Below are 12,812 nucleotides of genomic sequence, written 5' to 3' on the forward strand. Positions count from 1 at the left end.
GCGGGCAGGTGATCAGACGTGACGGTAGCGACCGATTTCGCCAGGGGCGGGGCGGGGGTTGGCTTCAGCCTCCTTGGCCATCTCTTCGAGCCAGTGATGATGCTCCTCTTCGAGCTTGTGCATCTCGTCAGGGCTCAGGCGCGGCAGGATGTTGTTGTTGATGAACTCGCCGAGATCCACCAATGTGATGGCCCAGTAATAATCATTCAGATGGAAATTGTGATGGGCATGGGTGCCATAGGGGTAATGCGCAAATTCCGGTGCCTTGGCCATCTTCAGATCGGGGTTGTTCATCACGTAATTCTTGGCCCAGTCGTACCAGCGCTTGTAGTACTTTTCCTGAACCGCCAGGCTCCAGTTCTGTGCTTCGAAATAGGCGAAGACCGAAATGCGGCCGGCCTTGCCGGAAAACGGAAAATGTCCAGACATCTCACTCACTCCCAGATAAAAGCGTATTTTGAAGGGCCACGCGACCCGGGGGCAAATGCGTGGCAGTTGCTGACTTTACCCGAAAAGCCCGTGGCTACCAAGCACGGGCAGGCCGGATCAGTCGGCCGCCAGGGCGGCATCCGGTGCCCGGTTGCTGGCAGGCTGAACGACGGGACGCTGTTTCGCCCGCTGATCCAGATAGTTTTTCAGCGCGATCATCAGGCCAAGGCCGATGAAGGCCCCGGGCGGCAGGATCATGAACAGGAAGCCATCGAAGTTGGGGATGATGGTCATTTCCAGCCATTGCGCCCCCTGACCGAAGAAGGTGTGCGCGCCGGACAGCAGGGTGCCTTTGCCGAGGATCTCGCGCATCCCGCCAAGCACGAAGAGCGCCAGGGTAAAGCCAATGCCCATCATCAGCCCATCCAGCGCTGCCTTGCCTGGCGCATGTTTCGAGGCAAAGGCCTCGGCGCGCCCGAGCACGAAACAGTTGGTGACAATCAGCGGAATGAAGATGCCAAGCACCTTGTGCAGCTCATGCACATAGGCGTTCATGCTCAGATCGATGATGGTGGTAAAGGCGGCGATGATGAGGATGAAGGCCGGGACCCGGATCTCCGGGCTGACGAGATCGCGCACCAGGGATACCGAAGCATTGGAAGCAACCACCACGAGTGTGGTAGCCAGGCCCATGCCAATACCGTTGACCGCGCTGGTAGTGACCGCCATGGTCGGACACATGCCCAGCAACTGCACCAGAGCGGGGTTGTTGCTCCAGAGTCCGTTTTTCACAATCTCCGAATAGGTCGTGTCACTCATGCTTGCTCCAGTCTCTGCCTGCTTTCATGTGCTGGCCTGCGCGCTGTCAGCGGGCGCGCTAAACAGCCTGTTGCGGTTGGCCTGAAAGAATTCGAGGGCCTTTCTGACGGCGCCGACCACCGCGCGCGGCGTGATGGTGGCGCCGGTGAACTGGTCGAAGACGCCGCCGTCCTTGCGCACGGCCCACTGCTCGGCAGGCGGGTTGCCCAGGGACTTGCCGTTGAAGGAGAGAATCCAGGGTGAGCGTTCGATCTCGATGGGATCACCCAGCCCGGGCGTTTCCTTGTGTGACAGCACCCGCACCCCGGCCACCCTGCCATCCGCATAGATGCCGATCAAAAGAGTGATGTTACCGGAATATCCATTGGGGGCAATGGCCTGGAAGGCCACGCCGACCGGTTTGCCATCCTTGCGGGCACGATAGACCGTCACCGGATCCTGGCTGCCGAGCAGCGCCGGGCTACGCACGCTGATGCTGTCTTTCAAGAAGGTATTGTCATAGCTCGACGCCGGCATGACGGCCTGCAGGCGTTCCTGCAGGAGCTGCTGCTCGTTTGCGTTCACCCGCCCCTTGGTCTGCAGATAGGTAAATGCCAGCAGGGCAGTGGTGATGATGGCGAATGCTGCGAGCGCTCCCCCCATGCGCGCGGCGTGTTTCCAGATCAATGCGCCGGCCCCCCATTATCGTGGCCATAGACCGTCGGCCGCGTGTAGTAGTCGATCATGGGCACCGCCATGTTGATCAGCAGGACCGCGAAGGCCACGCCATCAGGATAGCCGCCCCAGGTGCGGATGATATAGGTCAACGCGCCAATGGCTGCGGCATAGATTAACAGGCCGCGGGGCGTGGTGGGCGAGCTCACCGGGTCGGTGGCAATGAAGAAGGCACCGAGCATGAGACCGCCACCAAAGAGGTGGAAGAAGGGGCCTGCGTAGGTTTCGGGTGCATACAGATGAAACAGGAGCGCCAACAGGGCGGTACTGCCCAGCATCGCCACCGGTATATGCCAACTGATCACCCGCTTTTGCAGCATCCAGAGCCCACCGAGCAGGAAAGCGAACGCCACCCATTCATTGCCACTGCCAGAAAACGTGCCGAACAGGCCGGGATGACTGGAGACGATCTCGCTCAGGGCATGATGGCGGCCAAGCTCGGTCTTGACGAAATCGAGCACGGTGGCCTGACTGATGCCGTCGAGCACCTGCCCGCCACCGAAGATGATGGCCAGGCTATCCGCAAAGCTCAGGGCATGGGGACTGCCAAGCGGCGCCACGGCGGGCCACTGGGTCAGGTAGCGGGGAAAGGAGATCAGCAGGACGACATAGCCGACCATGGCGGGATTGAATGGATTGTAACCCAGGCCGCCATAAAGCTGTTTGGCGAGCACGATGGCAAAGAGTACGCCAAGCACCGTGATCCACCAGGGGACGATGGCGGGAATGCTCAGGGCCAGCAGCAGGCCAGTGACGATGGCGCTGTAATCCCCCAGAAATCTGCCCACCGGCCGTTTGCGTGCACGCAGCATGAGGGCTTCGGCCAGCAGGGCGGTCGCGCTGGCCAGAATCAACTGGATCGGGACTACCCAGCCAAAGAGAAAGGTGGCCACGAGAATGCCTGGCAGTAGGGCATAGATGACCCGGCGCATCACTTGCGCCACACTGCTACCGCCGTGTATATGCGGAGAACTGGGGGTGCTCAGCGGCATCGAAAGATTTCGCTGGAGCGGGGGTGTCCTGCTGGCATGTATTTATTCCGCTGTCTTTGGTTTTTCTTCTGCCGTTGTCGCACTGATCTGGCTTGCTCGGCGGGCGGCCAGGGCCGTATCCAGCTTGGCCTGTTGCTCGGGCGTCAGTGCCTTTTTCGCGGGTTTTGCCCCCGGTTCAACAGTCTGCGCAGGCTGGGCGTCTGCAGGCGCCGCCGCGCTACTTTCGCCATTTTCCTTGCTGGCCTTGGCACGCGCCATCGCTGCCATCTTCTCGGCGCGTTTGGCCTCGGCTTCGGCCTTTTCCCGCGCCAGCCGCGCCAGCCTGGCCTCATTGCGCCGCCTGGCCAGGTCCGCCTTGTCGCGCTCGCGTTCCTGGGCCGCGATCTCCTGCTTGGCATGACGATAATAGTGTACCAGCGGGATTTCCGAGGGACAGACATAGGCACAGGCGCCGCATTCGATACAGTCGAACACCTGGTATTCCTGTGTCTTCTCGAAGTTTCCGGCGCGTGCAAACCAGTAAAGCTCATGCGGCATCAGCCGGGCAGGGCAGACATCGACACAGGCGGCGCAGCGGATGCAGGGCATGGCCTCCGCTGCCGGCTGGTTTTGTTCTGGCGCCATGACCAGCACGCAGTTGCTTGCCTTGATCACTGGAATGTCGGTGCGGTGCAGGGCCACGCCCATCAGCGGTCCGCCCATGAGCACGCGATCGATCGGCAGTGGCGATCCGCCGGCAGCCTGGATGAGCTGTTCCATGGGCAGGCCCAGTGGCACCTCGAAATTGCGTGGTTCGCGGACGCTGCCGGTGACGGTCACGATACGCGAGATCATCGGCTCGCCATCGATCACGGCGCGCTTGCTGGCAAAGGCGGTACCGACATTGACGCAGACCACGCCAATGTCGATGGAATGACCGCCGGCTGGCACCTGCCGGCCGGTCAGGATCTCGATGAGCTGCTTCGCGCCGCCGCTGGGATAGAGGGTCGGTACTGCGACGACCTGCACCTTGGCCCGGTTTGCCGCAGCCGCGCGCATGGCCTCAAGTGCCTGCGGCTTGTTGTCCTCGATGCCCACCAGGCAATGCTGGCTGCCCAGGGCATGCATCATGATCTCGGCGCCGGCGAGGATTTCCTCGCCATGCTCGCGCATCAGAAGATCATCACAGGTGATGTAGGGTTCGCATTCCGCGCCATTGAGGATCAGCACGGGTGCGGCATGCTCGCCGGGATTGAGCTTGACCGCCGTGGGAAAGCTGGCGCCCCCCAGCCCGACGATGCCGGCATTGCGGATCAGGGTGCGCAGTGCGGCCGGGTCCATCTGCCGGAAATCCGGCTGCGATTCGCGCTCTATCCAGCGGTCCTCGCCATCCGCCTGCAGGATGATCGCCGTCTGGGGCAAGCCGGCAGGATGGGGAACCGGGGCCATGCCGATGCTGATGATGGTGCCCGAGGTGGGTGCATGCAGGGCTGCGCTGACGTAGCCCACCGGCTTGGCCAGCAACTGGCCCTTGAGCACGTGCTCGCCGACCTGTACCACGGGCTCCGAGGCCTGGCCGATATGCTGCTGCAAGGGCAGCACCAGCAGGCCCTCGGCACGCAAGGACTGAATCGGGCTGCTCGCACTCTCGGCCTTGTGCTCGGCCGGATGAATGCCGCCATGGAAACGGTGCAGATGATCGACCCGCCAGACCGGGGATGATGGCTTCCCGGCATTGGGGCTGCTCTCCGGCGAAGACTTCCGGTTCAGGAAGGAAAACATGCTCAGGAAACCTTGCGCAGCGGGATGACGGGATAGCTCCTGGTCTGCTGCGGGTTGCCCCAGCGCCAGTCAGTCAGGGTCTCGGGGCTAACCTCCAGCGTGATGCAGTCAACCGGGCAGGGTTCCAGGCATAGCTCGCAGCCGGTGCATTCGCGGGCCAGCACCGTGTGCATCTGCTTGGCCGCGCCCACGATGGCATCCACCGGACAGGCCTGGATGCAAAGCGTGCAGCCAATGCAGCGGTTCTCATCGATCACCGCAACGGACGGCGGCTTGGGTTCCTGGGCCAGATCCTTGGGCTCGACACCCAGCAGGTCGGCGATGCTGCGCATGGTGGTTTGGCCACCGGGCACGCAGTGATTGACATCCGCGCTGCCCTGGGCGACTGCCTCGGCGTAGGGTTTGCATCCAGGGTAGCCACATTGGCCGCACTGGGTCTGCGGCAGCAGGGCGTCGATCTTCTCGACCAGGGGATCGGCGTCCACGCGGAATCGGACCGCTGCGTACCCAAGCAGCAGCCCGAAGGCGAGGGCCATGATGCCAAGACTGAGAATGGCGCTGATCATGCTATATTAGACTATCAGATGATATTAAGATTCAAGGGTTTCAAAGCCGCACCAGCCCCGAGAATCCCATGAAGGCGAGAGCCATCAGGCCGGCAGTCACGAGCGCAATGGCTGAACCACGGAAAACGACTGGCACGTCAGCCGCTTCGATGCGTTCACGCATGCCGGCGAAAAGAATCATCACCAGGGAAAATCCAAGGGCTGCGCCAAAGCCGAATACCGCGCTTTCAAGGAAGCTCATCTTGTCCTGCACCAGCAGCAGGGCCACGCCCAGCACGGCACAGTTGGTGGTGATCAGGGGCAGGAAGATGCCAAGTAGCTGATAGAGCACCGGACTGGTCTTGTGCACCACCATCTCGGTGAGCTGCACCAGCGCGGCAATGACCAGGATGAAGGCGATGGTGCGTAGATAGACCAGATCCAGCGGTTGCAGGATGAAATGCTCGATCAGCCAACTCGAGACTGCCGATAGCGTCAGTACGAAGGTGGTGGCCAGCGCCATGCCAATGGCGGTTTCCAGGCGTTTGGAGACGCCGAGAAAGGGACACAGGCCAAGAAATTTCACCAGCACGAAGTTGTTCACGAAAACCGTGCTGACCAGAATTGCCAAGTACCCGCCCATGCGATCTCCGCGACTGTGCCTGTCTGCCGGGCAAGGCGAGGGCGCAGGCGCGCTCAGCCCGGCATCCTGAATGCTTATTGACGAAATACTAAGGCATCATGCCAGCCAAGACAAGTTTAAGACCCTGATGCCTGATTTTAACTTCTTGTTTGGAAAAATTATTTGATGCGCATGCCGGGCTTCGCGCCACTGTCGGGACTGAGCAGGAAGGGGCCACCTTCCTCATCGCTGGCTGCCAGCACCATCCCTTCCGAGAGCCCGAACTTCATCTTGCGGGGCGCCAGATTGGCCACCATCACCGTCAGGCGTCCGACCAGATCCTGGGGCGCGTAGGCCTTCTTAATGCCGGCAAAGACATTGCGGGTTTCGCCACCGAGATCGAGCGTCAGTTGCAGCAGCTTGTCGGCGCCCTCGACCGCGTTGGCGGCTGCAATGCGCGCCACGCGCAGGTCGATCTTGCTGAAATCCTCGATGCCGATGGTGTCGGCAATGGGTGCCATGACTGGCTTGGCGGGGGTAGGGGCGAGTTCCTGCTTGGCATCTTCGAGCATGAGTTTGATCCTGTCCATTTCCAGGCGCTGCATGAGGTGTTCGTAAGAATTGATCCGGTGATCCAGTAGGGGCGAATCCAGACGTTCCCAGTCAGTTTGGTGGTCGTTGAGAAAGACGCCGGCGCGTTCCGCCAGTACCGGCAGCACCGGGGCCAGATAGCTCACCAGCACCCGGAATGCATTGAGCGTGACGGTACAGACCTGCTGCAACGCATCGCTCTGCGCCGGGTCCTTCGCCAGCACCCAGGGTGCGGCCTGATCCACGTACTGATTGACGCGGTCGGCCAGTGCCATGATCTCGCGCATGGCCCTGCCAAACTCGCGGCCGCTGTAATGTTCGCCGATCCGCTCCCGGGCGGCGACCAGATCCCTGTAAAGGGCCTCATCCGCACCTAGCGTTGCCGCAAGCCGGCCTTCGAAGCGCTTGTTGATGAAACCCGCCGCGCGCGAGGCGAGATTAACCACCTTGCCCACCAGATCGCTGTTGACGCGCAGGGCGAAGTCCTCGAGGTTGAGGTCGATGTCCTCGACTCTTGGGCTGATCTTGGTGGCGTAGTAGTAGCGCAGGTATTCGGGATTCAGGTGGCGCGCAAAGGTCGCGGCATTGATGAAGGTGCCGCGCGATTTGCTCATCTTGGCGCCATCCACGGTCAGGAACCCATGCACGAAGATGCCGCTTGGAAGCTTGTAACCCGCACCTTCAAGCATGGCCGGCCAGAACAGGGTATGAAAGTAGACGATATCCTTGCCGATGAAGTGGTAGATCTCGGCCCCGCCCGCGTCCACCGGCTTTTTCCAGTAGTCGTCGAAATCCCGGCCATGCTCGGCGCACCAGTGTTTGGTGGCGGCCATGTAGCCGACCGGGGCGTCGAGCCAGACATAGAAGTACTTGCCGGATGCGTCAGGGATCTCGAAACCGAAGTAGGGCGCGTCGCGGGAGATGTCCCAGTCCTGCAGGCCGGCCTCGAACCACTCCTGGAGCTTGTTGGTGACTTCATCGGGCAGGCGGCCGCTATGCACCCAGTCCTTCAGAAAGTCGCGAAAATGGTCGAGCTTGAAGAAGTAGTGTTCGGAAGGCCGTAGCTCGGGGGTGGCGCCGGACAGGGCGGAACGGGCATTGAGCAGTTCCGTGGGGCTGTAGGTGGCACCGCAGACCTCGCAGGAGTCGCCGTACTGGTCCTCGGCCTTGCATCGCGGGCACTGGCCGCGGATGAAGCGATCCGGCAGGAACATGCCCTTGAGGGGATCATAGGCCTGTTCGATGGTGCGGACCTCTATGTGCCCGGCGGCCTTGAGCGCGCGATAGATGCTCCCGGCCAGCTCGCGGTTTTCCGGGGAGTGGGTGGTGTAATAAAGGTCAAAACCGATGCCAAAGGCGGCAAAATCACGGCAGTGTTCGGCATGGACCCGGCTGACCAATTCCTCGGGCGAAATGCCCTCGTTCTGCGCCCGGATCATCACCGGCGTGCCGTGGGTGTCATCGGCGCACATATAGATGCAGTCATGGCCGCGCAGCTTGTGATAGCGCACCCAGATATCGGTCTGGATGTATTCAACCAGATGGCCGAGATGGATGCTGCCGTTGGCGTAGGGCAGGGCGCTGGTGACGAGCATTGTGCGGGCGTTTTTCATGGCGCGTACATTAGCAGTAGCCGACCAAGCTTGGCAATCCGGGGTACTCAGGCCGGCTTGGCGCGCAGGAATCCGGCCGCCTCCCGCAGGAATGCTTCCTTGCTGCGCTGGCTCTGGTGAGCCGGCACCGAGCTACGCACCTCGATGCTGGTGGTGCTGACGCCAAGGTCCACGATGGCCACTTCCGGTGGCTGCCAGCCGATCTGCTTGGCCGGGCGCAGGGGCCCGGCCTGATCCTGAGCGCTCGCGCTGTGCTGGGTGGGCAATGGCACGATCTCGGCATCATCGTCCTGGCCGCCGCAGAAATGGGTCCTGGCCAGATCATTGAGTCTGTTCAGGGTCGCTTCCGTGTCCAGGCTGACATCGATATCGAAGCGAAACACCAGGCGTACCCACTCGTCAGGTTCGGTTTTCAGAAGTCCTGCGGTGATGACGATGCCATTGGGCACGCGCAGGATCTGACCGCTGTCGAGACGCAGTTCGGTATAGAAGAGATTGATGTCACGGATGATCCCGCTGTAGCCCTGGGGACGGGTGCTGTGCGGATAGGACTCCATGAAGATCGGCAACTGTCCCGCAATGAGCTGGATGTGGTCACCGAGGTCGAAGGGGCGGAACAGGGCGATGGCAAGGCCGCCGAAGAAATTGGCAAAGAAGGACTGTCCCGCAACACCGAGCATGACGGAGATCAGGGTGCCGCCAACGACGAAGCCGCTCAGGGTGCCGCCCACGGCGAAGATGGTGATCAGCACCAGTCCGGCATAGAGCAGCAGGCGGATGATATAGATCCCGGTGACCGTATCGCGCCAGGACAGGGAACGGTTCCTGGCGGTCTGTCCGTTCATGACCCGGGACAGGGTGTCGGCCCGTTCCGCGGCGAGGGCGCCTTCGATGTGCTTGATGATGCGCAACCCGATCGCGATCACGATCAGGGCGCGGGCCAGCGTCGCCCAGGCGCTGGGTATTTTATAGTGCTGTTCGACGATGGCGAGTATCAGGATCAGAAGGATTGCCGTGGCTGCCCAGACAATACTGGACAGGGGCAACCTTGCGAGTAACCTGTGAAGCCACTGTTTCATGCCGTATTCCCTTGCTTCAATCAGTCCATGAAGGCCGCGCGGCCGGGAGCAGCTTACGAGGGATTGTAGGGGTTCGGAGAGGATAAGCAAGACGCCAAAAGCGCCGGTGGGAGACTGCAGGGACATGCCTGGCTCCCAACCATTGCGGCTTTTGGCCCATGTCGTTGCCAAGCAGGTGCTGATAGCTTGCAAGCTAAATTGTAAGTTCGGCAAAGCCGGGTTCAACCTGCTTGAGGAAGGGGCATGCGCATCGCCCTGATCAGTACGCCTTATCTTGCCTGTCCGCCTGCCAACTATGGTGGTACCGAGCTCATCATTCATCAGCTCGCGGATGCCTATGTCAAGCGTGGGCACGAGGTGCTGCTGTATGCCACGGCAGACAGCCGGACCCGCGCCACACTGAAGCACTGTTTCGACCAGCCGGTCTGGCCACCGGATCCATTGATCGGCATGGAGCATGTCACCTTTGCCATTCAGGACATTTTGAAACAGGCGGTTCCGGTCGATGTCGTGCATGGGCACGACCCCGTCTCGATGCTGATGAGCCCTTTGCTGGCCGGCATACCCTTTGTCTATACGGTGCATCACGCGCGCGAAGACCATCTCTCGCAGATCTACCAGCGCCATTCGCAGGTCCGGTTTGTGTTCATCAGCGAGCGTCAGCGCGCCCTGGAGCTGCCACTGCCAAATAGCAGTGTGATCTACCACGGCTTGTCTCCCGAGGCCTATCCATTCTCGCCGGAAGTGGGCGATTATCTGGTTTTCCTCGGTCGCTTTGCCCCCTACAAGGGGCCCCTGGAAGCCATCGCAGTAGCCCGAAAGGCGGGTTTGCCGCTGTGCATGGGTGGGCGCCTGCATCGGGAAGACCTCGCGCGTGACGATGCAGGATTTCTTCAGGCGCTGGAGGAGGGACTGCGTCAGCCAGGAGTGGCGTATCTGGGAGCGGTCGGCCACGCACGCAAGGTGGAGTTGCTCTCACACGCTCGGGCCCTGCTGTTTCCCGTTCGCTGGGAGGAACCCTTCGGATTGGTGATGATCGAATCCATGTTGTGCGGTACGCCGGTGCTCGCCTTTGAACATGGCAGCGTCCCGGAGCTGATCGAGGATGGCGTGACCGGCTTTATCGTCAGGGATGAAGCGGAGATGCTCGCCCGCTTGCAGGATGTGCCGGGACTGGATCGGGCCCGAATCCGGGACGAGGCAGTCCGGCGCTTCTCTGGGGGGCGCATGGCCGAGGAGTACCTGGCGCTGTATGCGTCCATGCTGGCACGAAGGGGGACAAGCCATGAAGTCTCGGAATCCCGGTTCGCCTGATCCGGCCCGGCAGGCTCTGGAAGCGTTCGAAGCGGCCGGGGGCCTACGGCCCATCCCGCCTGAAGCCGTGTTTGGCTGGGTGCCGCCGGCCAGAGGGCCGGATGTAGGTACTGGACGCAAGCTGGTGCTCAAGCGGGGTGCCATGTTCGCGGTCGTCAATGGCCGTGGCAATGTCGTGCCGCCCGGCGCGGCCGAACTCGGCTTGTTCTACCAGGATACGCGCTATCTGAGTTACTACGAACTCAGGCTTCCCAGCGAATCCTGCTCCGAACTGTCCAGCAACGTGTCCACGCATTACGTGAGCCAGATAGACCTGTCGCTTTACGAGGGGTTTGAGACGGAAGACGTCTGGGAGGCCGGTCGTGCCCATAATTTCCTGCATCTGCAAAGGCGCCAGGTCATCACTGATGTCTTCGTCGATGAGATCCGGCTGATCAATTACCTGCCCTATCGGGTCCGGCTCTGGCTGGAAGTCTGGTTCACCGCCGACTTTGCGGACCTCTTCGAGGCGCGGGGTTTCGAGCGGGAAGCGCGTGGCCAGTATTTCGCGCCATGCGTGGATGGCAGGCAGGTCCGGCTGACTTACCAGGGGAAGGATGCGCAATATTACCAGACGCTGCTGTCCTTTTCACCGCAGCCAGTGCTGCTGGACGGCCAGCACGCGCGCTGGGAGCTCAGCCTGGAGCCCTCGCAGGAAATTGATCTGGAAATTACTGTGGTGCCCGGACATGGGCCCGATCTGACACTTGCTTTGCCGCAGCCGATGAAGTTCTCCGACCGTGAACGCCGGGTGGCCGCTGATTATCAATTCTGGGAGCGGGAGTGTACTCATGTCGAGACCGCCGACAAGGTGTTCGATTCCGCCCTGTTGCAGGCCCGCGCGGATCTCAAGGCCCTGATCCTCGAGCAGGGTGACCTGCGTATCATTGCTGCCGGCGTGCCCTGGTATGTGGCGCCATTTGGACGCGATGCCCTGATTACCGCCTTCCAGTCGCTGATGGTCAATCCCGGGCTGGCGCGCGATTCACTCCGATTCCTGGCACATTATCAGGGCCAGGTGGTCGATGATTTCCGGGCGGAGGCGCCCGGCAAGATCATGCACGAGATGCGTTCTGGCGAGCTTGCGCGCATCGGCCAGATACGCCATACCCCTTACTATGGCACCGTGGACGCCACCCCGCTCTTCATCATTCTGCTGGAAGAATACTGGCGCTGGACCCATGATTCGGACAGCGTGCGCGACCTGCTGCCGGCCGCCATTCGAGCCGCGGAGTGGCTGATCAGTACCGAAGCCTGGGGCGGTGACCCGGATGGCGACGGTTTCATCGAATATCAGGGGGGTGCCGGGGCCTTTGGACTGCTCAACCAGGGCTGGAAGGATTCGCATGACGGCGTGCCCTGGCCGGATTACCGGCTGGCGGAACCACCGATTGCGCTGGTGGAGGTGCAGGGTTATGTCGCTGATGCCTATCAGCGGCTTGCGAACCTGCTTCGCGCATTTGGTGGCGATCCCAGTGGCGTAGCTTCATGGGAAACGCGTGCCAAACGGTTGCGTGAACGCATCGAGGAACATTTCTGGCTGCCGGATCAGAAAAGCTATGCGCTGGCGCTGGATGGCCGCAAGCGGCCTGTCCCGACCCTGACCTCCAATCCCGGGCATCTGCTGTTCAGCCGTGTCATTCACCCGCAGCGCGCCCGCCTGATGGCTGACAAGCTGCTTGGCGCGCAGATGTTCAGTGGCTGGGGCATTCGCACCCTGGCCACAGGCCAGCGGGCCTATAATCCCTTGAGCTATCACAATGGTTCGGTCTGGCCGCATGACAATGCCATGATTGCCATGGGTTTTGCCTATTACGACATGCAGCCGCGCGCCCTGCAGGTGCTGGAGGCAATCTTCCAGGCTTCGCGCAGCTTCGAGCATCTGCGGCCGCCGGAGCTGTTCTGTGGCATCGGCTGCGGGGAAGCAAACTTCCCGGTGCGTTATCCGGTCGCCTGCATGCCCCAGGCCTGGGCAAGCGCGAGCTGGTTTTTGCTGCTGCGCGCCATTCTCGGCCTGCAGCCCAACGCGCCGGAGGGCAGACTGGACATCATGCAGCCCTGTCTGCCCCCCTGGCTCAAGGATGTACGGCTTTCCAATTTCCGGGTCGGTAACAGTCGTCTCGATCTGGTGTTTTTCCGCAAGGGCGAACGCGCGAATGTGGAGGTGCGGGCCATCGAGGGGGATCCCATGCGGGTGCAGATCCAGATTTGAGCTGCCCGCCGGGATCTCCACCGGGTGTTGTTGTGCGGGTGCGAAAGCGGCTAAGATCTTCTCCCCTTCGAAGCCTTGGAGA

The 12,812-nt window shown here is 61.6% G+C and carries 11 protein-coding genes; 2 read left to right on the forward strand and 9 right to left on the reverse strand.

The genetic code is table 11. The features are described from left to right. Positions 1-12: 12 nt before the first annotated feature. From WOB96_RS00580 to WOB96_RS00620, 9 genes are all read right to left on the reverse strand, one after another. The gene (locus WOB96_RS00580) at positions 13-429 is read right to left on the reverse strand and encodes a hypothetical protein (RefSeq protein WP_341369313.1); all 417 of its coding nucleotides are present in this window, start codon (positions 427-429) and stop codon (positions 13-15) included. 117 nt (positions 430-546) lie between these two features. Continuing rightward, positions 547-1,248, reverse strand: coding sequence for an electron transport complex subunit E (locus tag WOB96_RS00585; RefSeq protein WP_341369314.1), 702 nt, complete (start codon positions 1,246-1,248; stop codon positions 547-549). A gap of 24 nt (positions 1,249-1,272) precedes the next feature. Beyond that, positions 1,273-1,890 (reverse strand): electron transport complex subunit RsxG, encoded by a 618-nt coding sequence (gene rsxG, locus WOB96_RS00590; RefSeq protein WP_341369315.1) that lies wholly within the window; start codon positions 1,888-1,890, stop codon positions 1,273-1,275. A gap of 20 nt (positions 1,891-1,910) precedes the next feature. Further along, the gene (gene rsxD / locus WOB96_RS00595; protein WP_341369316.1) at positions 1,911-2,954 is read right to left on the reverse strand and encodes an electron transport complex subunit RsxD; all 1,044 of its coding nucleotides are present in this window, start codon (positions 2,952-2,954) and stop codon (positions 1,911-1,913) included. Between the two features lie 42 nt (positions 2,955-2,996). Beyond that, positions 2,997-4,715, reverse strand: coding sequence for an electron transport complex subunit RsxC (gene rsxC, locus WOB96_RS00600; RefSeq protein ID WP_341369317.1), 1,719 nt, complete (start codon positions 4,713-4,715; stop codon positions 2,997-2,999). 2 nt (positions 4,716-4,717) lie between these two features. Next, positions 4,718-5,281, reverse strand: coding sequence for an electron transport complex subunit RsxB (rsxB, locus tag WOB96_RS00605; RefSeq protein ID WP_341369318.1), 564 nt, complete (start codon positions 5,279-5,281; stop codon positions 4,718-4,720). 40 nt (positions 5,282-5,321) lie between these two features. Continuing rightward, a complete protein-coding gene (gene rsxA / locus WOB96_RS00610; RefSeq protein WP_341369319.1) occupies positions 5,322-5,903 on the reverse strand; it encodes an electron transport complex subunit RsxA in 582 nt (193 codons plus the stop codon). 158 nt (positions 5,904-6,061) lie between these two features. Continuing rightward, entirely contained in the window at positions 6,062-8,086 is a 2,025-nt protein-coding gene (metG, locus tag WOB96_RS00615; protein WP_341369320.1) for a methionine--tRNA ligase, read from the reverse strand. Between the two features lie 47 nt (positions 8,087-8,133). Next, the gene (locus tag WOB96_RS00620; protein WP_341369321.1) at positions 8,134-9,165 is read right to left on the reverse strand and encodes a mechanosensitive ion channel domain-containing protein; all 1,032 of its coding nucleotides are present in this window, start codon (positions 9,163-9,165) and stop codon (positions 8,134-8,136) included. A 243-nt stretch (positions 9,166-9,408) separates the two neighbouring features. Between WOB96_RS00620 and WOB96_RS00625 the strand changes: the two genes are divergently transcribed. Together WOB96_RS00625 and WOB96_RS00630 are read left to right on the forward strand one after the other, a co-directional pair. Next, positions 9,409-10,479 carry a glycosyltransferase family 4 protein gene (locus WOB96_RS00625; protein WP_341369322.1) on the forward strand — a complete coding sequence of 357 codons (1,071 nt, stop codon included), beginning with the start codon at positions 9,409-9,411 and terminating at the stop codon, positions 10,477-10,479. Further along, complete coding sequence (locus WOB96_RS00630) at positions 10,451-12,730, forward strand: amylo-alpha-1,6-glucosidase (RefSeq protein ID WP_341369323.1); 2,280 nt, start codon at positions 10,451-10,453, stop codon at positions 12,728-12,730. Before WOB96_RS00625 ends, WOB96_RS00630 begins: the two co-directional genes overlap by 29 nt. Positions 12,731-12,812: the final 82 nt, after the last annotated feature.

This window comes from Thermithiobacillus plumbiphilus (assembly GCF_038070005.1).
GTDB lineage: Bacteria > Pseudomonadota > Gammaproteobacteria > Acidithiobacillales > Thermithiobacillaceae > JBBPCO01.

What these genes read in the sequence shown, in the direction of transcription:
- WOB96_RS00630 (WP_341369323.1), top strand. Translation starts at nt 10,451, where the DNA reads ATGAAGTCTCGGAATCCCGGTTCGCCTGATCCGGCCCGGCAGGCTCTG.
- rsxD (WP_341369316.1), bottom strand. Translation starts at nt 2,954, where the DNA reads ATGCCGCTGAGCACCCCCAGTTCTCCGCATATACACGGCGGTAGCAGT.
- WOB96_RS00580 (WP_341369313.1), bottom strand. Translation starts at nt 429, where the DNA reads ATGTCTGGACATTTTCCGTTTTCCGGCAAGGCCGGCCGCATTTCGGTC.
- rsxB (WP_341369318.1), bottom strand. Translation starts at nt 5,281, where the DNA reads ATGATCAGCGCCATTCTCAGTCTTGGCATCATGGCCCTCGCCTTCGGG.
- WOB96_RS00585 (WP_341369314.1), bottom strand. Translation starts at nt 1,248, where the DNA reads ATGAGTGACACGACCTATTCGGAGATTGTGAAAAACGGACTCTGGAGC.
- rsxA (WP_341369319.1), bottom strand. Translation starts at nt 5,903, where the DNA reads ATGGGCGGGTACTTGGCAATTCTGGTCAGCACGGTTTTCGTGAACAAC.
- WOB96_RS00620 (WP_341369321.1), bottom strand. Translation starts at nt 9,165, where the DNA reads ATGAAACAGTGGCTTCACAGGTTACTCGCAAGGTTGCCCCTGTCCAGT.
- rsxC (WP_341369317.1), bottom strand. Translation starts at nt 4,715, where the DNA reads ATGTTTTCCTTCCTGAACCGGAAGTCTTCGCCGGAGAGCAGCCCCAAT.
- rsxG (WP_341369315.1), bottom strand. Translation starts at nt 1,890, where the DNA reads ATGGGGGGAGCGCTCGCAGCATTCGCCATCATCACCACTGCCCTGCTG.
- metG (WP_341369320.1), bottom strand. Translation starts at nt 8,086, where the DNA reads ATGAAAAACGCCCGCACAATGCTCGTCACCAGCGCCCTGCCCTACGCC.
- WOB96_RS00625 (WP_341369322.1), top strand. Translation starts at nt 9,409, where the DNA reads ATGCGCATCGCCCTGATCAGTACGCCTTATCTTGCCTGTCCGCCTGCC.